The organism is Streptomyces sp. B3I8 (genome assembly GCF_030816915.1).
Lineage (GTDB): Bacteria > Actinomycetota > Actinomycetes > Streptomycetales > Streptomycetaceae > Streptomyces.
Window position 1 is genome coordinate 5,383,572 of the sequence record NZ_JAUSYN010000002.1, and the last position, 17,987, is coordinate 5,401,558.

Sequence of the window (17,987 nt, forward strand, 5' to 3'; positions counted from 1 at the left end):
TTCCCGGCTGTCCGTCAGGCAGCGCGCCGCATCCGCGGCAGCGGGCAGCCATCGCCGAGTCCCCGTACGGCGCGAGCCAGGGGAGCCGGGGACCCATGTCCCTGGGGTGAATCGGACACCCCCATGAAGGGTGTCCGTAGGAGACCTTCCTGCTCCGAACCCGTCAGCTAACCCGGTAGGCGAGAGGGAAGGAAAGGACGACCCCCTACATGGCGTTCACCCGCGCCCCCGGGAAGCACCGCCGCGCCGATCGCTCGAAGCGCACGACGACCGGCGCCGTGGGCGTCGCGGCACTCGCGACCACCGGCGTCGTCGGCACCCTGGCCGCCCCCGCGTTCGCCGCCGAACCGCCCGCCTCGGTCGGGCAGACCGGACTCCTGAAGGCCGCCGGTATCGGCGAGAGCGTCGCCGCGCGGATCGACGCCCAGGCCCTGGCCCAGGAGAAGGCCGCCGCACGCAAGGAGGCCGAGGAGGCCGCGCGCAAGGAGGCCGCCGAGCAGGCGAAGCGGGCGCACGAGGCCAAGGAGCGCGCCGCCCGCGAGGCCGAGCGCAAGCGGCTCAACACGTTCGTCGCGCCGATCGCGGGCTCCTACGTCTCCACCGGCTACCAGGCCAGCAGCTCCCTGTGGTCCTCCGGCAGCCACACCGGCATCGACTTCCACGCCGCCACCGGCACCTCCGTGCACGCCGTCGGCGTCGGCACCGTCGTGGAGACGGGCTGGGGCGGGGCGTACGGCAACCAGATCGTCATCAAGATGAACGACGGCACCTTCACCCAGTACGGCCACCTGTCGTCCATCGGCGTCACGGTGGGCCAGCAGGTCACCGCCGGACAGCAGATCGGCCTGTCCGGCGCGACCGGCAACGTCACCGGCCCGCACCTGCACTTCGAGGCCCGTACGAGCCCGGAGTACGGCTCGGACATCGACCCGGTGGCGTACCTGCGCGGCCACGGTGTCAACGTCTGACGTACACGTACACGTCCCGCTCCACTTGCCTGCCCGCCTTCCCGCTCGCCCGCACGTGACGGCCCCGGCTCACCGAAGCCGGGGCCGTTCCGGTTTTGTTCCGCCGCTGGCCAAAAAATAACCATGAGCGGTATCTCGCCGTCGGAAATTCCCCTCGCCTGCAATAGAGTCGGTCGAGCAATGCGCCGGCCGACGGTGTTTGCACGGGAATCAGGCGGAGGTCGGACATGCGTATTCCGGCGCACTCGGTATGCACGGCGATCCGCGAGGACATCGTCGCCGGTGTCCACGCGCGCGGCAGCCGGCTCACCGAGGAGGTGCTCGCCCGGCGCTACGGCGTCTCCCGCGTCCCCGTGCGCGAGGCGCTGCGCACGCTGGAGGCCGAGGGGTTCGTCGTCACCCGCCGGCACGCGGGCGCGTGCGTGGCCGAACCCGGCGCGCAGGAGGCCGCCGATCTGCTGGACATGCACGTCCTGCTGGAGCCGCTCGGTGCCGCCAGGGCCGCCCGGCGGCGCACCGAGGCGCATCTGAAGGTGCTGCGTGGCCTGGTCAGGCTGGGCAGGGAGCGGGCGGGCCGGGGCAACAGCGACGACCTGCGCTCCCTGGACGGCTGGTTCCACGACACGCTCGCCCAGGCCGCCGGGAGCCCTGCGCTGAGCACCACGCTGGCCCAGCTGCGGCACAAGATCGCGTGGATGTACGTCACGGGGGAGCCGGCGGACCCGCTGACGGACTGGGCGGAACACGGCGCCGTCGTCGACGCGATCGCCCGCGGCGACGGCGAACGCGCCCGCACCCTCACCGCCCTGCACACCGAGCGGTCGGCCGCGACGCACCGCCTCCGCCCCGCCGGACCGGTCACCGCCGTGAGCACTTCGCAACAAGCCGTAAACATCACGGGCCCACGAAATTAACAGGGGCGGCGTACAAGTACAAAGAGATAATGCGGGGGGCGCGGCCGGGGAATCGAATTGCCGCCCCCTGTTCGCGTGGCCGCTGAATTCGCGGAACCCGGAGCGGAAAACGAGTACCGACACGCATACCGGCTGTCGGTCGCCGTACGAACGCGTGCTCAGGGGTGCCCGTACCGCCCGTGGCCGTACGGGCGCCCCTGAGTCACCGGCCCGCTTCCCGCAGACCCGAACCGCCGGTTCAGACCGTCTCGGGCAGTTCCTCGAGGCCGTCGGCGACGAGCTTGGCCAGGCGGTCGAGGGCCGCGTCCGCGCCCTCGGCGTCGGAGGCGAGGACGACCTCCTCGCCGCCCTGGACGCCCAGGCCGAGCACGGCCAGCATCGAGCCGGCGTTGACGGGGGCGGCGCCCGCCTTGGCGATCGTCACGGGAACGCCGGAGGCCGTGGCGGCCCGGACGAAGATGGAGGCGGGGCGGGCGTGGAGGCCCTCGGCCCAGCCGATGTTGACGCGGCGCTCAGCCATGGTGATGCTGCCCTTCAGGTGTGCCAGGTTGTCTAGACCAGTGTTCCACAACGCCGGTCCCGGGCGGGAGGCCGGCCCGGTGGCCGGTTCGGCCGTCGGCTCGGTGGCCCGTTCGGTTGTCGCCTCCGTGGCCGCTTCAGTGGTCGGCGTGCCGATCGTCTCGGTGGCCGACTCGGTGATCGGATCCGGCCGCACGCCGATGTCGGACCCTCGCCGTACGCTGGGGCCCATGCAGATCCCGTCGGACCGGCACGCGTACCCCGCCCACTGGGAGGCCGACGTGGTGCTGCGCGACGGCGGCACCGCGCGGATCCGGCCCATCACGGTCGACGACGCCGAGCACCTGATCAGCTTCTACGAACAGGTGTCCGACGAGTCGAAGTACTACCGCTTCTTCGCGCCGTACCCGCGGCTGTCCGCCAAGGACGTCCACCGCTTCACCCACCACGACTTCGTGGACCGGGTGGGGCTCGCGGCCACGGTCGGCGGCGAGTTCATCGCCACCGTGCGGTACGACCGCATCGACGCCGACGGCCGGCCCGCCACCGGCCCGGCCGACGAGGCCGAAGTCGCCTTCCTGGTGCAGGACGCGCACCAGGGCCGGGGCGTCGCCTCCGCCCTCCTGGAGCACATCGCCGCGGTCGCCCGCGAGCGCGGCATCCGCCGCTTCGCCGCCGAGGTGCTGCCCGCCAACAGCCGCATGATCAAGGTGTTCACGGACGCCGGATACACCCAGAAGCGCAGCTTCGAGGACGGCGTCGTCCGGCTGGAGTTCGACCTGGAGCCGACCGACCGCTCGCTGGCCGTGCAGCGCGCCCGGGAGCAGCGCGCCGAGGCACGCTCCGTGCACCGGCTGCTCGCGCCCGGCTCCGTCGCGGTCGTCGGCGTCGGCCGGGCGCCCGGCGGAGTGGGCCGCAGCGTGCTCGACAACCTCAGGAACGCCGGTTTCACCGGCCGGCTGCACGCGGTCAACACGGCCTTCGCCGGCGACCTGAAGGACATCGACGGAGTCCCCGCGCACCGCTCCGTGCGCGAGATCGACGGACCGGTCGACCTCGCCGTCGTCGCCGTCTCCGCCGAGCGGGTCCCCGAGGTGGTCGCCGAGTGCGGCGAGCACGGCGTGCAGGGCCTGGTCGTCCTCTCCGCCGGGTACGCCGAGAGCGGCCCCGAGGGGCGCGAACGGCAGCGCGCGCTGGTGCGCCAGGCACGCACGTACGGCATGCGCATCGTCGGCCCCAACGCCTTCGGCATCGTCAACACCTCGCCCGGGGTCCGCCTCAACGCCTCCCTCGCACCCGAGATGCCGCGCCCCGGCCGGATCGGCATGTTCGCCCAGTCCGGCGCCATCGGCATCGCCCTGCTCGCCCGGCTGCACCGCCGCGGCGGTGGGGTCACCGGGGTGACGGGCGGGTCGAGTGCGCCGAGTGCGCCGAATACCTCGAACCCGTCGGATGCGACAGGTGTCTCCGGTGTCTCGACGTTCGTCTCCGCAGGCAACCGCGCCGACGTCTCGGGCAACGACGTGCTCCAGTACTGGTACGACGACCCGGACACCGACGTCGCCCTCATGTACCTGGAGACCATCGGCAACCCCCGCAAGTTCACCCGGCTCGCCCGGCGCACCGCCGCCGTCAAGCCCCTGGTGGTGGTCCAGGGCGCCCGGCACGGCGGCACCCCCACCGGGCACGCGGTGCGGAGCACCCGGCTGCCGCACGCCACGGTGTCCGCGCTGCTGCGGCAGGCGGGCGTCATCCGGGTCGACACCATCACCGAACTGGTCGACGCCGGGCTGCTGCTCGCCCGGCAGCCGCTTCCGGCGGGCCCCCGGGTGGCCATCCTCGGCAACTCCGAGTCCCTGGGGCTGCTGACCTACGACGCGTGCCTGGCCGAGGGGCTGCGCCCGCTGCCGCCGCTCGACCTGACGACGGGCGCGAGCGCGGCGGACTTCCACGCCGCCCTGTCCCGCGCGCTGGCCGATCCCGCGTGCGACGCGGTGGTCGTCACGGCCATCCCCGCGGTGGGGGAGGGCGCGTCGGCGGACGCCGCACTGGCCGAGGCGCTCCGCTCCGCCACGGGCGAGGCACCCGCGAAGCCGGTCCTCGTCGTGCACGTGGAACTGGGCGGCCTGGCGGAGGCCCTCTCGGCGGCGGCCGGCACGGGCCCGCAACCGTCCCGCACCGCCCACGCTCCTCACACCGTCTCCGAGCCCCCCACCGCCTCCGGTCCCCGCACCGCCTCCGCGCCCCCCGGCGTCCCCGCACCCCTCGCAGGCTCCCGGCTCATCCCCGCCTATCCCGCCGCCGAGCGGGCCGTGCGGGCGCTCGCCGAGGCCGTGCGGTACGCCCAGTGGCGGCGGGAGTCGGCCGAGCCGGGACGGGTGCCCGAGTACGACGACATCGACGAGAAGGGCGCCGCCCGGCTCATCACCCGGCTGCTCAGCGACGGCCAGGGACGCACCCTCGACCCCGACCGCACCTGCGACCTGCTCGCCGCCTACGGCATCCATGTGCACCGCGCGCTGCCCGCCCCCACCCCCGATGCCGCCGCCGAGGCCGCCCGGACCCTCGGCTACCCCGTAGCCCTCAAGGCCACCGCCCCGCACCTGCGCCACCGCGCCGACCTCGGCGGCGTCCGCCTCGACCTCGCCGACGAGGCCCAGCTGCGCCACGCGTACACGGAACTGACCGAACTGTTCGGCGGCCCCGGGGAACTGCGCCCCGTAGTGCAGGGCATGGCACCGCGCGGCGTCGACACCGTCGTACGGGCGGTGCTGGACCCGGCGGCCGGGGCCGTACTCTCCTTCGGGCTCGCCGGGGCCGCCTCCCAACTCCTCGGCGACACCGCGCACCGGCTGGTCCCGGTCACCGACCGGGACGCCTCCTCGCTCGTCCGTGCGATCCGCACCGCACCGCTCCTGTTCGGCTGGCGCGGCTCGGCCCCGGTGGACACCCCGGCGCTGGAGGAGCTCATGCTGCGCCTGTCCCGCCTGGTCGACGACCACCCCGAGGTGGTCGCCGTCGCTCTCGAACCGGTCGTGGTCGCCCCGCACGGTGCCGCCGTGCTCGGTGCCACCGTCCGCCTCGCACCCCCGCCCGCCCGCGACGACCTCGGCCCCCGCACCCTGCCGGTGTACTGAACCGGCAGGCCGAGGCCCCACCGCCCGTCGAAGCGGACCGACGAGCGGTGCTTCGCAGTGGGCGGGCCCCCGTAGGATGGACGTCATGGCCAAGACCAGTACGACGACCCAGGGGCTGCGAACGGCGATCGAGCGCAGCGGCTACTACCCGGCCCTCGTGGCCGAGGCGGTGGAGGCCGCCGTGGGCGGCGAGCCCATCCGGTCGTACCTGGTCCACCAGGAGACGACGTTCGACCAGAACGAGGTCCGCCGGCACGTCACGGTGCTTGTCCTCACCGGCAACCGCTTCATCGTCAGTCACACCGACGAGCAGGCCGCCGACGACACCTCCCCGACGCCGTACGCCACCACCTCCACGGAGTCCGTGAAGATCGACCGGATCTCGTCCGTCGTGGTCAGCCGCGTCGTCGCCAACCCCGAGTCGTACAAGCCGGGCACCCCGCCCCGCGAGGTCGTGCTCACCATCGGCTGGGGTGCCGTCTCCCGCATCGACCTGGAGCCCGCCGCCTGCGGCGACCCCAACTGCGAGGCCGACCACGGCTACACCGGCAGCTCGACCGCCGACGACCTGAGCCTGCGCGTGAGCGAGGCCGGGGACGGCCCGGAGACGGTGGCGCAGGCGCTCGCCTTCGCGCAGTCCCTCTCCGAGGCGACCGCGGACCCGACCCGATAATGGCACTGCCCGCCTGGGACCACCCCGAACCGCTCGCCCTGAGCACCGCGCCCGTCCCCGAGTACGGCTCGGGCTCGCTCGCCGATCTGCTGCCCACCCTGGCCGCCGGCATGGGCGTACCCGGCACGACGGCGGCGATCACCGAGCTGACCCCCGCCGACCGCGCCTGCGTCTTCCTCATCGACGGCCTCGGCTGGGAGCAGCTCAAGGCCCACCCGGACGAGGCCCCGTTCCTGACCTCCCTGCTCGGCACCTCCCGCGGCGGCACCGGACGCCCGCTCACCGCCGGCTACCCGGCGACCACCGCCACCTCCCTGGCCTCGGTCGGCACCGGCCTGCCCCCGGGCGCGCACGGACTGCCCGGCTACACGGTGCGCAATCCGGACACCGGCGCGCTGATGAACCAGCTCCGCTGGCAGCCCTGGGCGCCGCCCGCCGCCTGGCAGCCGTACCCCACGGTCTTCCAGCTCGCCCACGCGGCGGGTGTGCACGCGGCGCAGGTCTCCGCGCCGAACTTCGAGAACACCCCGCTGACCAAGGTCGCGCTCAGCGGCGGCACCTTCCTCGGCCGGCTCCACGGCGAGGAACGCATGGACCTGGCCGCCGAGCAGCTCGCCGCGGCCGACCGCGCGCTCGTCTACACGTACTACTCCGAGGTGGACGGCGCCGGCCACCGCTACGGCATCGACTCCGAGGCCTGGCGCGGCCGGCTGATGTACGTCGACCGCCTGGTCCAGCGCCTGGCCGAGCAACTCCCGCCGCGCACCGCGCTGTACATCACGGCCGACCACGGCATGGTCGACATCCCGTTCGACGAGGAGCACCGCGTCGACTTCGACGAGGACTGGGAACTGCGCGCCGGCGTCGCCCTGCTCGGCGGCGAGGGCCGCGCCCGCCACGTCTACGCGGTGCCCGGCGCCCAGGAGGACGTCCTGGCCTGCTGGCGCGAGGTGCTCGGCGAGCAGTTCTGGGTGGCCTCGCGCGAGGAGGCGATCGCGGCCGGCTGGTTCGGCCCCGAGGTCGAGGCACGGGTCCGCCCCCGCCTCGGCGACGTCATCGCCGCCGCACACGACGACGTCCTGCTCATCGCCTCGGAACGGGAACCGAAGGAGTCGGCGATGGCCGGCAACCACGGTTCGATGACCCCGGCCGAACAGTGGGTCCCCCTGCTCGAAGTACGCTCCTGACCCAGTGGCACGCCCGCCGCGCCTGCCACCGCATCCCCCCTCGCACCTCCCATCGAAAGGCGCCCGTTCCCCCATGCCCGAGCTGGTGTTCTTCTCCGGAACGATGGACTGCGGGAAATCGACGCTGGCCCTCCAGATCGAGCACAACCGTTCGGCGCGCGGACTGCAGGGCGTGATCTTCACGCGGGACGACCGCGCGGGCGAGGGCAAACTGTCCTCGCGCCTCGGGCTGGTCACCGACGCGGTCGAGGTCGAGGACGGCCGGGACCTGTACGCGTACCTCGTCGAACACCTCTCCCAGGGCGGCCGCGCCGACTACGTCATCGCCGACGAGGCCCAGTTCCTCGCCCCCGAACAGATCGACCAGCTCGCCCGCGTGGTCGACGACCTCGACATCGACGTCTACGCCTTCGGCATCACCACCGACTTCCGCTCCAAGCTCTTCCCCGGCTCCCAGCGCCTGGTCGAACTCGCCGACCGGGTCGAGGTCCTCCAGGTCGAGGCCCTGTGCTGGTGCGGCGCCCGCGCCACGCACAACGCGCGCACGGTCGGCGGCGTCATGGTCGTCGAGGGCGCCCAGGTCGTCGTCGGCGACGTCGCCCAGTCCCCCGACGAGATCGGCTACGAGGTCCTCTGCCGCCGCCACCACCGCCGCCGCATGACGGCCGCGTCGTCCCGGGCGGGGGTACTGTCGCCGGACGTGCTGCCGGTGTCTCCGGCCTGAACGTCGCCCTGTCCTCCCTCCCGAAGCTCGGGAAGCTTCCTGGAACACCCGACGCAGGCGTGGCGCCGCGCCTACCCTGCATGCGGGCAAGCGTCACGCGCCCCTGACCCGAGGCCATGCGTTGACGCACGCCGGGGCGGGGACATGGGTTCGGACACGGGAAGTGGCGACGGTCCGTCGATCAGGGTCACGCCGTGGACGATCACCCCATCCTCCTCGACGGCAGCGCGGCTCACTTCGCCCGCCACGCGCCCGACATCCGGCTCGTGGCCACGGCCGAGGACGTGGGCTCGCTGCTCGAAGCGGGCACGGGCGACGACGTGGCGTCCGTCGTCCTGCTCGACCTGCGGCTGCGCGACGGCAGCGACGTCGCGTCGAACGTCCGTCGGCTGCGGGCCACCGGAGCACGCGTGCTGGTCTTCACCGGCGAACAGCGCCCCGCCCTGGTGCGGCGGGCCCTCGACGAAGGGGCGTCGGGGCTGGTGCTGAAGCAGGACCCGCAGGGCCGACTGGTCGAGGCGATCCGTACCGCGGACACGGGCGAGGTGTATGTCTCAGCCGCCTCGCCCACTCGATCGTGGCGGACAGACGGGGCAGAGTGCGCCTGTCCCCCAGCAGTTGAAGGTGCTGGAGCTGATAGCCCGGGGGCTGCCCTACGCGGACATCGCGCGCAGGATGAACGTCCCCGAGGACACCCTGCACACCCACCGCAAGCGAGCGGCGGAGGCCTACGCGAAGGTGGCCGACGAGCGGGTGGAAGGCACCGGACAGGTGGAAGGCACCGGACAGCTCGTGTACCGGGCCGTGACCGACGGACACATCGACTCGCGCCCGGACCCGGGGGAAGGGACCGACCCCTGACGCCGGGGTCCTACCGGTACACGGTGGAGTGCGGGCTGTCCCGCGCGGCGGCCGCCCTGTCGGCCCTGTTCGCCCTGAGCTGGTCGGCATTCCTCCGCTCGGACGGCACCGAGTCGGACCCGGACGTCCGTGTGCCGGCGCTGGTGTTCCCGTCGCCTCCTGGCCGGCGGACGGCCCGGCCGGTGCCGCTACGGGCGTCGGACGTGCCGCTGCGGCGGCCGGCCGGCCGCCGCTCGGGCGTCCAACGGAGCGCTGTGGACGGGCTACGGGCCCCTGTCCCGGCGCGACCGGTTGTCAGCCCGCCCGCTCCAGCAGTGCCAACCGTGCGCCCTCCGGGTCGGCGACCGTGGCGGTCCTGCCGTGCGGGGTGTCGTGGGGCGGGGTGAGGACGCGGCCGCCCAGGGTCGTCACCCGGGCCGTCGCAGCGTCGACGTCGGCCACCCGGAAGTACGTCAGCCAGTGCGCGCCCCGGTCGCGGGGGAGGGCCTGGCCCACGCCGCGCACGGCGGCGACCGGACGGCCGCGGCGGCGCAGGAGTACCTGGTCGACCAGGGTGTCGTGGTGGGTGAGGCCGGAGGGGCCGGCCGCTTCCGACGCGTCCGCCGTCGGGTCGTCCTCGTAGCCGAAGACGTTGCGGTAGAACTTCGTCACGCCGGTGGACTCGTAGGTCAGGAGTTCGTTCCAGACGGGGGTGCCGGGCGCCCCCGTCGGCTCCGCGCCGAAGTGGGCCGTCGGCTGCCAGATGCCGAAGACCGCGCCCGTCGGGTCGACGGCGACGGCGATCCGGCCGTCCGCGCCCGCGTCCAGCGGGCCGACGCCCACCGTGCCGCCGCAGTGCCGCACGGTCTCCGCCGTCGCGTCGGCGTCGTCGGAGGCGAAGTACGGCGTCCAGGCCACCGGCAGCTCCTGGTCGGGCGGCATGTGCCCGACGCCGGCCACCTGGCGGCCGTCGAGCAGCGCCCGTACGTACGGGCCGGGTTGCCCGGCACCGGGTTGGAACTCCCAGCCGAACAGCTCCTGGTAGAAGTCCTGGGTCGCGGTCGTACCGTGCGCCATCAGGCTCACCCAGCAGGGTGTGCCGGGGGCGGGGCGGGCGTGCGCGGTGCCGTTCGGGTCGGCCGGCCGGCTTGCCTCGGTCATGGTCACTCTCTTCTCGGCCCCTTGGCGGTGGCCGGTCCGCTTCGCCTGCGTGCGGCCTGTCGCGGTCGCGTCGGTGCACGCTTCGTGCCGATGGTCGCACCGACCCCGACGCGTCCCGGCACGGGCCGCGCCGTCGTCGGCACGTCACCGCGGGGGACCTCCGGGGTGCGGTGTCCCGTCCGTTGCCGGGCGATGGCCGCGCGATGACACTCGGCAGTACAGATGGTGTCCGAACCCGTACGCGGGGTGATCGGAACCGTTCGGCGGGAAGGGTAGCCGGAACGGGACGAAGTGGCCACCTCATGCGGGAGGATGAGGCCATGAATGCCATGCCTCTCATCTCCGCCGCCGAGCTGGCCGACCTGCCGCCGGAGCGGTCGGCCGGTTCCGCCGCGCCCGTGCTGCTCGACGTCCGCTGGCAGTTGAGCACCGCCACGGCGTCCGGACAGGCCCCGTTCGACGGCCGGGCCGCCCACGCGGCGGGCCACCTGCCGGGCGCCGTCTACGTCGACCTGGACGCGGATCTCGCCGGGCCGCCCGGACCGGCCGGCCGGCATCCGCTGCCCGACGTCGAGCACTTCGGCGCGGCCATGCGCGCCGCCGGAGTCCGCGCGGAGCGCCCCGTGGTCGTGTACGACGGCGGCCAGGGGTGGGCGGCGGCGCGCGCCTGGTGGCTGTTGCGCTGGGCCGGCCACCCGGACGTGCGCGTCCTGGACGGCGGCATCGCGGCCTGGGACGGGCCGCTGGTCACCGGGGCCGAGGAACCGGAGCCCGGCGACTTCCGGCCGCGGCCCGGGGCGCTCCCGCTGCTCGACGCGGACGGGGCGGCGGCGCTGGCGCGGACCGGACTGCTGCTCGACGCGCGGGCGGGGGAGCGGTACCGGGGCGAGGTGGAGCCGATCGACCCGGTCGGCGGCCACATCCCGGGTGCGGTGTCGGCGCCGACGACGGAGAACGCGACCGCCTCCGGCAGGCTGCTGCCCGCCGCCGAACTCGCCGACCGTTTCGAGGCGCTGGGCGTCACGGAGAACACGGAGGTCGGCGTGTACTGCGGCTCCGGCGTCTCCGCCGCGCACCAGGTGTTGGCGCTCGCCGTGGCAGGCGTCCCGGCCGCGCTGTACGTGGGTTCCTGGTCGGAGTGGAGCGCCGACTCCGACCGCCCGGTGGCGGTGGGCCCCGACCCGCAGTGACCCGGGGACGCGGCGGCATACGCGGGGCCCGTACCGGAAGCGGTACGGGCCCCGCGTCGTTCGTACTTGACGTGCCGTCACCCGGGGCTTGCCGGGCGGTCAGCCGGGATCGGCCCGCACACGAACGTGGCCACCGCGGCGCTCGGTTGACCGGGCGTCGGTGACTGCTCCGTCGGTGACGCCTCGTCGGGGCCGGAACGGGTCCCGCTGCTCCCGCCGGGGATTACGGGACAGCCCTTAGTCCTGCTTCTTGCGGCGGGTACCGAACACGATCTCGTCCCAGCTGGGCACGGCCGCTCTGCGGCCCGGGCGGACGCCGTCGGCCTCGGCCTGCCGGTCGGTGGAGCCGACCAGCCGGTCGCGATGGCTGGTCACCGAGCGCGGCATCAGCACGTCCGCGTACGCCGAGCCGGCCGAGGCCGCGGGCGCCGGGGGCTCCTCCGCGGCCGGTTCGTCGGCGGGCTCGTCCTCGGGCTCCGCGGGCGGCTCCGGGACCACCATGTCGCCCCGGAAGCTCGGCACCGCCTCCAACAGGCTGGTCAGCGAGTCGCGTTCGCCGGCGCTCTCCTCGGCGGGCTCGGCCATCTGCGCGGGCAGCACGGGGCGGTCCGTCTGCCGGTCCAGGGCGCGGTCCAGCGGACGGTCGCGCGGCAGCCGGGCGATCCGCGGCACGAACGGGAAGCTCGGCTCGGGCGCCGCGAGGTCCTCGGACTCACCGATCAGCGAGCGCGCCTCCTCGTCGACGGCCTGGACGAGGCGGCGGGGCGGATCGTACGTCCAGCTCGCCGAGTGCGGTTCGCCCGCGACCCGGTAGACCAGCAGGACCTCCCACGTGCCGTCGTCCCGGCGCCAGGAGTCCCACTGGATGGTGTCCTTCTCGGCGCCGCGCAGCATCAACCGCTCCTGGACGGCCTCGCCGAGCAGGGGGCCGGCGTTCTCGCCGGGGCGGCGGACGGGGGTCTTGCGGGCCCGCTCCGCCATGAAAGCGCGCTCGGCCAGTACCGGACCCTCGAACCGCCGTACGCGGTCGACGGGGATGCCGGCGAGCTGGGCGACCTCCTCCGCGGAGGCACCGGCCCTTATACGCGCCTGGATGTCACGGGGGCGGAGATGGCTCTCCACCTCGATCTCGATCTGGCCGAGGCGGGGACGGTCGCCGCGCACGGCGGCGCGGAGCCGTTCGTCGATCGCAAGCGTGTACTCCGTGCTGTCCGCAGCCTTCAGCACCAGCCGTGTGCCGTCATTGGAGACGGCCACGACACGCAGTTCGGGCATGGGGACCTCCCGGGTGGTGCCTGCCGACGTCACGTGCGTCGCTGCTTCCGCTAGTCGAGTGTGGCCTGCCCGGGTGCAGCCTGCCACAACCTTGCCGAGTTGCCCGGCGTGTCGAGCGCGAGCCCTGAAACGCCGTTATGGCACGGTTACCTGATCGCAACGCTGAGTGACGAGCTCAGTCACTCTGTGCAACGCACTCTCCCTCCCGGCGGTCCAGCACGGTCCCGGACACCCTGATGGGACCCGGGACCCAGGGCTCGCAACAGTACTCCATTCGGACCACCTTCGTGGATCACCACGCCGTCGGACTTCTCGGGAACGGTGTGCTCCGAGGGCCCGGCGGCCGGGCGCTCCGACGGTCCGGCAGCCAGGTACCTATCTCCCCAACACACGCCGCAAGTAGTCGTTCTGAAACCGACGTTCCGGGTCCAGTCGGTCCCGCAGCGCGGTGAACTCGCCGAAGCGCGGATAGGCCGCCGCGAAGTAGCCGGCGTCACGCGTGTGGATCTTGCCCCAGTGCGGACGCCCCTCGTGCGCGGTGAAGATCCGCTCGGCGGCGGTGAAGTACGACCGGTAGGGCGTGCCGCGGAACATGTGCACGGCGATGTAGGCGCTGTCCCGGCCGGAGGCGGTGGACAGCGCGATGTCGTCGGCCGGGCAGGTGCGGACCTCCACGGGGAAGCTGACCCGCAGCGGCGAGCGGTCCACCATCGCCTTCAGCTCCCGCAGCGTGTCGGCGAGGGCGGCGCGCGGGACGGCGTACTCCATCTCCATGAAGCGCACGCGGCGCGGGGAGGTGAACACCTTGTAGGGAAGGTCGGTGTACGTCCGCGCGGACAGCGCCCGGCTGCTGATCCGGGCGATGCCCGGGACCGTCGCGGGAATTGCGCGCCCCAGGTGGTTGACCGCGCGGAAGAGGCCGTTGGAGAGGAACTCGTCCTCGAACCAGCCCTTCACCGGGGGCACCGGGCGGCGCGGGCCGGCGCTGCGGTTGTTGCGCTTGGTGTTGGTGTTGCCGGTGTGCGGGAACCAGTAGAACTCGAAATGCTCGTTCTCGGCCCAGAGTTGATCGAACTCGGCCAGGACCCGGTCCAGCGGCATCGGTTCCTCGCGCGCGCTGAGCAGGAAGACCGGCTCCACGGCGAAGGTGACCGCCGTGACGACGCCGAGGGCGCCGAGCCCGATCCGGGCGGCGGCGAACACGTCCGCGTTCTCCTCGGCGGAGCACGTCAGCACCGAACCGTCGGCCGTCACCAGTTCGAGTGCCTTGATCTGGGCGGCGATCGAGCCGGACTCGCGTCCGGTGCCGTGGGTGCCGGTGCTCGTCGCCCCGGACACCGTCTGCTCCATGATGTCGCCCATGTTGGTGAGCGACAGCCCTTCGCGCGCGAGGGCCTCGTTCAGACGCTTGAGCGGGGTGCCGGCCTCGACGGTGACCGTGCCGGCCGCGCGGTCGATGCTCCGGATGCCGGTCAGCAGGTGGGGGCGGATCAGGAGGCCGTCGGTGGCGGCCACCGAGGTGAAGGAGTGACCGCTGCCCACCGCCTTGACGCGCAGCCCGTCCTCGGCCGCGCGGCGCACGGCGGCGGACACCTCCTCCACCGACGCGGGGGCCACCTCGCGGGCGGGGCGCGCGGTGACGTTGCCCGACCAGTTACGCCACGGGGCGGTTCTCCCCGTCCCGCCGTTCCCCGGGCCCGTCCCGCCGTTCCCCGTGCCGTCGTTCCCGCTCGCCGTGCTGCTCATGGGGCCCCTCCCGCCGCGTGACCGGCCTCGACAGCCGGCGGTACCCGAGGAGACCGACCGCCACCGCGACGGCCCCGGAGACCACCGGGACCCCGTACCCGGCCCGGGCCCCGGAGGCGTCGATCACCCATCCGGACACCGAGGAGCCGAGCGCGACGCCGACCGCGAGCCCGGTGCTCACCCAGGTCATGCCCTCGGTCAGTTTCGCGCGGGGTACGTGCTGCTCGATGAGGGCCATCGTCGTGATCATCGTCGGAGCGACGGACAGGCCCGCAACGAACAGCGCCACGGCCAGAGACGGCAGGTTTCCGACCAGTAGGAACGGGATCATACTCACGGCCATGGCGCAGATGCCCAGGAACCAGCGGCGTTCCGGTGCCCCGGCGAAGCGGATCAGGCCGAACAGGAGTCCGGCGGCGCAGGAACCGGTCGCGTAGAGGGCGAGGACGACACTCGCGGCCCCCTTGTGGCCCCGCTCGTCGGCGAAGGCGACGGTCACCACGTCGACCGCGCCGAAGATCGCCCCGGTCGCGGCGAAGGTGCCTACCAGCACCTGCAGACCCGGTGCGCGCAGGGCCGTGCCGCCGCCGTGGGTGGTGCGCGGATGCGGGGCCGGCTCGGTGGCGCGCTGCGAGGTCAGCCAGAGGACGCCGGCCGCGAGGAAGCACGCGGCGAGCAGCGGACCGGCCTCGGGGAACCAGCGGGTGGACAGCCCGATGGAGAGGATCGGCCCGAAGATGAAGCACACCTCGTCGACGACCGACTCGAACGAGTACGCGGTGTGCAGCTGCGGGGTGCCGCGGTAGATCGCCGCCCAGCGCGCCCTGATCATCGCGCCCAGGCTCGGCACGGTGCCGATCCCGGCCGCGCACACGAAGAGCACCCAGTCCGGCCATCCGCGGTGCGCGGCCGGCAGCAGCACGGCCGCGGCGGACAGCGCGACCAGGGTCGCCGGACGCAGCACCCGGCGCTGCCCGTGCCGGTCGACGAGGCGCGAGATCTGCGGCCCGAGCAGCGCGGCGGACAGCGCGAGCGTCGCCGACAGCGCGCCGGCGAGCCCGTAGCGGCCGGTGAGCTGGGAGATCATCGTCACGATGCCGATGCCCATCATCGACAGCGGCATCCGCCCGACCAGCCCGGCGGCGGAGAACGCGGCGGAGCCGGGAGCGGCGAACAGGGCGCGGTAGGGGCTGGGCACGGGGGCTCTCCGGGGAACGCGGTAAGGCGTGATGCGAGGGATACGCCTTACGACCAAGGCAGGCCCAATGTACGCGGGTCCTCGCCGTGCGGTAGCCCGTGGGAGGATCGAAGACATGCCCGACGTACTCGATCCCGCCCCCTATGACGCCCTGCTGCTCCTCTCGTTCGGCGGCCCCGAAGGCCCGGACGACGTCGTTCCGTTCCTGGAGAACGTGACCCGTGGCCGCGGCATCCCCAGGGAGCGCCTGAAGGAGGTGGGGCAGCACTACTTCCTGTTCGGCGGCGTGAGCCCCATCAACGCCCAGAACCGCACGCTGCTCGACGCCCTGCGCAAGGATTTCGCCGAGCACGGCCTCGACCTTCCCGTCTACTGGGGCAACCGCAACTGGGCGCCGTACCTGACGGACACCCTGCGCGAGATGGTCGCCGACGGCCGCCGCCGCATTCTGGTCTTCGCCACCAGCGCCTACGCCTCCTACTCCGGGTGCCGCCAGTACCGCGAGAACCTCGCCGACGCGCTGGCCGCCCTGGAGGCGGAAGGGCTTCAGCTGCCGAAGGTCGACAAGCTGCGGCACTACTTCAACCACCCGGGCTTCGTCGAACCCATGATCGAGGGCGTCCTCGAGTCGCTGGCCGACCTCCCCGAGGACGTCCGCGACGGCGCCCACCTCGCGTTCAGCACCCACTCCGTCCCCGGCACGGCCGCCGACACCTCGGGCCCCGTCGAGCAGCACGGGGACGGCGGCGCGTACGTGCGCCAGCACCTGGACGTGGCCCGGCTGATCGCCGACGCCGTACGCGAGCGGACCGGCGTCGACCATCCGTGGCGGCTCGTCTACCAGTCGCGTTCCGGCGCCCCGCACATCCCGTGGCTGGAGCCCGACATCTGCGACCACCTGGAGCAGTTGCACGGCGAGGGCGTGCCGGCCGTGGTGATGGCACCCATCGGGTTCGTGTCGGACCACATGGAGGTCCTCTACGACCTCGACACCGAGGCGAAGGCCAAGGCGGAGGAGCTGGGCCTGCCGGTGCGCCGGTCCGCCACCGTCGGCGCCGACCCGCGTTTCGCCGCCGCCGTGCGGGACCTGGTGACCGAGCGTGCCGCCGCCGAGCGGGGCAGGCCGGTCACCCCGTGCGCCCTCGGCGCGCTCGGCGCGAGCCACGACGTCTGCCCGGTGGGCTGCTGCCCGGCCCGCGCCCCCAAGCCCGCCGTCGCGGGCGCCGACAGCCCCTACGCGTGAGGAGCGGCGTGAACCAGCCGGAACACAACCCCCTGGCACACCAGCCGGAACAGAGTCCCGAGGCAAGCCCCCCGGCGCACCAGTCCCACAAGGCCTCCTTCAAGGCCGAACTGCTGCGGATCGCCCTCGACGCGGCGGACCGCGCCGGCACCTTCCTGCGGGACGGCCGACCCGACGACCTCGGGGTGGCCGCCACCAAGTCCAGCGCGGTCGACGTCGTCACCGAGATGGACATCGCCTCCGAGAAGCTGATCACCGGACTGCTCGCCGACGCCCGGCCCGACGACGGCGTCCTCGGCGAGGAGGGCGCCAGCGTCGAGGGCACCAGCGGAGTGCAATGGGTGATCGACCCCCTCGACGGCACGGTCAACTACCTGTACGGGCTGCCGAGCTGGGCGGTGTCCATCGCCGCCCGGGTGGACGGCGAGACCGTGGTGGGCGTCGTGTACGCGCCGCTGCGCGGCGAGACCTACCACGCGGTCCTGGAGGAGGGCGCCTATGTCAACGACCGCCCCGCTCGGGTACGGCCCGCCCCGGCGTTCGGCCAGGCCCTCGTGGGCACCGGCTTCGGCTACCTCGCAGAGCGCCGCGCCCGGCAGGCCGAGGTGATCCGCCTCCTGGTGCCCGAGGTGCGCGACATCCGCCGCGGCGGCTCGGCCGCGATCGACCTGTGCGACGTGGCGATGGGCCGGCTCGACGCGTACTACGAGCGTGGACTGCATCCCTGGGACTACGCGGCCGGCGACCTCGTCGCCCGGGAGGCGGGAGCGCTGACCGGCGGCCGCCCGGGAGAGCCCGTCTCGCCCGAACTGACGCTCGCGGCACCCCCCGGCCTCTTCGAGCCGCTCCAGGACCGCCTGGAGGCCCTGGGCGCCTGGCACGACTAGGGCCTGTTGCGAGAGTCCGGCCTGCCCCGCGACGTCATGCGCGCTCCCCCGAGCTCTCGGCTTCGCTCGGGCGGGGGACCCCCACTCGCCGTACCGGGCCCAGACCCGAGTACATCCGGTACGAGGGCCTGGGCCCGGCACTTCCCCCGAGCTCTTTCGGGCAGGGGGACCCCCGGAGCACGCACCTGACGCCGCAGGGCCCGCCCTCCGGGTGGACGACGGGACTTTCGCAACAGGCCCCAGAACCGCTCCGCGGGCACCGAAGACATGCGGAGGGGCCCCGGTCTGGATCCACCGGGGCCCCGTTCCACATGCCGTACGCGAG

Annotated in this window: 15 protein-coding genes, 1 pseudogene and 1 riboswitch; of the genes and pseudogenes, 11 read left to right on the top strand and 5 right to left on the bottom strand. The window is 73.6% G+C overall.

From position 1 onward, the window contains the following. Positions 1 to 42: 42 nt before the first annotated feature. Positions 43 to 197, top strand: a riboswitch (cyclic di-AMP (ydaO/yuaA leader). Positions 198 to 209: 12 nt separating this feature from the next. Together QFZ64_RS26050 and QFZ64_RS26055 are read left to right on the top strand one after the other, a co-directional pair. Further along, positions 210 to 968 (top strand): M23 family metallopeptidase, encoded by a 759-nt coding sequence (locus QFZ64_RS26050; RefSeq protein ID WP_307069700.1) that lies wholly within the window; start codon positions 210 to 212, stop codon positions 966 to 968. A gap of 227 nt (positions 969 to 1,195) precedes the next feature. After that, the gene (locus tag QFZ64_RS26055) at positions 1,196 to 1,882 is read left to right on the top strand and encodes a GntR family transcriptional regulator (protein ID WP_307069702.1); all 687 of its coding nucleotides are present in this window, start codon (positions 1,196 to 1,198) and stop codon (positions 1,880 to 1,882) included. A 238-nt stretch (positions 1,883 to 2,120) separates the two neighbouring features. Here the strand turns inward: QFZ64_RS26055 and QFZ64_RS26060 are convergent, their stop codons facing one another. Further along, on the bottom strand, positions 2,121 to 2,402 hold the full coding sequence (locus QFZ64_RS26060) for an HPr family phosphocarrier protein (protein ID WP_307071869.1): 282 nt from the start codon (positions 2,400 to 2,402) through the stop codon (positions 2,121 to 2,123). 229 nt (positions 2,403 to 2,631) lie between these two features. On the opposite strand from QFZ64_RS26060, the gene QFZ64_RS26065 reads away from it, so the two are divergent. The 6 genes and pseudogenes from QFZ64_RS26065 (at position 2,632) to QFZ64_RS26085 (ending at position 8,983) form a co-directional block, all read left to right on the top strand. Further along, positions 2,632 to 5,538, top strand: a complete 2,907-nt coding sequence (locus QFZ64_RS26065) for a bifunctional GNAT family N-acetyltransferase/acetate--CoA ligase family protein (protein WP_307069704.1) — start codon at positions 2,632 to 2,634, stop codon at positions 5,536 to 5,538. A 76-nt stretch (positions 5,539 to 5,614) separates the two neighbouring features. Next, on the top strand, positions 5,615 to 6,211 hold the full coding sequence (locus QFZ64_RS26070) for a DUF5998 family protein (RefSeq protein ID WP_307069706.1): 597 nt from the start codon (positions 5,615 to 5,617) through the stop codon (positions 6,209 to 6,211). Continuing rightward, complete coding sequence (locus tag QFZ64_RS26075) at positions 6,211 to 7,398, top strand: alkaline phosphatase family protein (RefSeq protein ID WP_307069708.1); 1,188 nt, start codon at positions 6,211 to 6,213, stop codon at positions 7,396 to 7,398. Before QFZ64_RS26070 ends, QFZ64_RS26075 begins: the two co-directional genes overlap by 1 nt. 73 nt (positions 7,399 to 7,471) lie before the next feature. After that, positions 7,472 to 8,122, top strand: a complete 651-nt coding sequence (locus QFZ64_RS26080; RefSeq protein ID WP_307069710.1) for a thymidine kinase — start codon at positions 7,472 to 7,474, stop codon at positions 8,120 to 8,122. A gap of 194 nt (positions 8,123 to 8,316) precedes the next feature. Then, positions 8,317 to 8,637: pseudogene (locus QFZ64_RS35410) on the top strand (response regulator); the annotation flags it as partial. 109 nt (positions 8,638 to 8,746) lie between these two features. After that, positions 8,747 to 8,983 carry a hypothetical protein gene (locus QFZ64_RS26085; RefSeq protein WP_373430667.1) on the top strand — a complete coding sequence of 79 codons (237 nt, stop codon included), beginning with the start codon at positions 8,747 to 8,749 and terminating at the stop codon, positions 8,981 to 8,983. Between the two features lie 294 nt (positions 8,984 to 9,277). Here QFZ64_RS26085 and QFZ64_RS26090 read toward each other — a convergent pair whose 3' ends face one another. After that, positions 9,278 to 10,123 carry a VOC family protein gene (locus tag QFZ64_RS26090; RefSeq protein ID WP_307069714.1) on the bottom strand — a complete coding sequence of 282 codons (846 nt, stop codon included), beginning with the start codon at positions 10,121 to 10,123 and terminating at the stop codon, positions 9,278 to 9,280. A 320-nt stretch (positions 10,124 to 10,443) separates the two neighbouring features. On the opposite strand from QFZ64_RS26090, the gene QFZ64_RS26095 reads away from it, so the two are divergent. Continuing rightward, positions 10,444 to 11,313 (top strand): sulfurtransferase, encoded by an 870-nt coding sequence (locus QFZ64_RS26095; RefSeq protein ID WP_307069716.1) that lies wholly within the window; start codon positions 10,444 to 10,446, stop codon positions 11,311 to 11,313. Positions 11,314 to 11,550: 237 nt separating this feature from the next. Here the strand turns inward: QFZ64_RS26095 and sepH are convergent, their stop codons facing one another. The 3 genes from sepH to QFZ64_RS26110 form a co-directional block, all read right to left on the bottom strand. After that, positions 11,551 to 12,588, bottom strand: a complete 1,038-nt coding sequence (gene sepH / locus QFZ64_RS26100) for a septation protein SepH (protein ID WP_307069718.1) — start codon at positions 12,586 to 12,588, stop codon at positions 11,551 to 11,553. Positions 12,589 to 12,963: 375 nt separating this feature from the next. Further along, the gene (locus tag QFZ64_RS26105; RefSeq protein WP_307069722.1) at positions 12,964 to 14,334 is read right to left on the bottom strand and encodes a D-arabinono-1,4-lactone oxidase; all 1,371 of its coding nucleotides are present in this window, start codon (positions 14,332 to 14,334) and stop codon (positions 12,964 to 12,966) included. Further along, positions 14,243 to 15,532, bottom strand: coding sequence for an MFS transporter (locus QFZ64_RS26110; protein ID WP_307069724.1), 1,290 nt, complete (start codon positions 15,530 to 15,532; stop codon positions 14,243 to 14,245). The genes QFZ64_RS26105 and QFZ64_RS26110 overlap by 92 nt, the downstream gene beginning before the upstream one ends. A 115-nt stretch (positions 15,533 to 15,647) precedes the next feature. Between QFZ64_RS26110 and QFZ64_RS26115 the strand changes: the two genes are divergently transcribed. Both QFZ64_RS26115 and QFZ64_RS26120 read left to right on the top strand, forming a co-directional pair. Next, positions 15,648 to 16,775, top strand: coding sequence for a ferrochelatase (locus QFZ64_RS26115; protein ID WP_307069726.1), 1,128 nt, complete (start codon positions 15,648 to 15,650; stop codon positions 16,773 to 16,775). Between the two features lie 110 nt (positions 16,776 to 16,885). Next, complete coding sequence (locus QFZ64_RS26120) at positions 16,886 to 17,662, top strand: inositol monophosphatase family protein (RefSeq protein WP_307071870.1); 777 nt, start codon at positions 16,886 to 16,888, stop codon at positions 17,660 to 17,662. The last annotated feature ends 325 nt before the right edge of the window (positions 17,663 to 17,987 follow it).

Excerpts from the sequence above, each read along its gene's own strand:
- QFZ64_RS26050 (WP_307069700.1), top strand. The coding sequence starts at position 210 with ATGGCGTTCACCCGCGCCCCCGGGAAGCACCGCCGCGCCGATCGCTCG.
- QFZ64_RS26055 (WP_307069702.1), top strand. The coding sequence starts at position 1,196 with ATGCGTATTCCGGCGCACTCGGTATGCACGGCGATCCGCGAGGACATC.
- QFZ64_RS26060 (WP_307071869.1), bottom strand. The coding sequence starts at position 2,402 with ATGGCTGAGCGCCGCGTCAACATCGGCTGGGCCGAGGGCCTCCACGCC.
- QFZ64_RS26065 (WP_307069704.1), top strand. The coding sequence starts at position 2,632 with ATGCAGATCCCGTCGGACCGGCACGCGTACCCCGCCCACTGGGAGGCC.
- QFZ64_RS26070 (WP_307069706.1), top strand. The coding sequence starts at position 5,615 with ATGGACGTCATGGCCAAGACCAGTACGACGACCCAGGGGCTGCGAACG.
- QFZ64_RS26075 (WP_307069708.1), top strand. The coding sequence starts at position 6,211 with ATGGCACTGCCCGCCTGGGACCACCCCGAACCGCTCGCCCTGAGCACC.
- QFZ64_RS26080 (WP_307069710.1), top strand. The coding sequence starts at position 7,472 with ATGCCCGAGCTGGTGTTCTTCTCCGGAACGATGGACTGCGGGAAATCG.
- QFZ64_RS26090 (WP_307069714.1), bottom strand. The coding sequence starts at position 10,123 with ATGACCGAGGCAAGCCGGCCGGCCGACCCGAACGGCACCGCGCACGCC.
- QFZ64_RS26095 (WP_307069716.1), top strand. The coding sequence starts at position 10,444 with ATGAATGCCATGCCTCTCATCTCCGCCGCCGAGCTGGCCGACCTGCCG.
- sepH (WP_307069718.1), bottom strand. The coding sequence starts at position 12,588 with ATGCCCGAACTGCGTGTCGTGGCCGTCTCCAATGACGGCACACGGCTG.
- QFZ64_RS26105 (WP_307069722.1), bottom strand. The coding sequence starts at position 14,334 with ATGAGCAGCACGGCGAGCGGGAACGACGGCACGGGGAACGGCGGGACG.
- QFZ64_RS26115 (WP_307069726.1), top strand. The coding sequence starts at position 15,648 with ATGCCCGACGTACTCGATCCCGCCCCCTATGACGCCCTGCTGCTCCTC.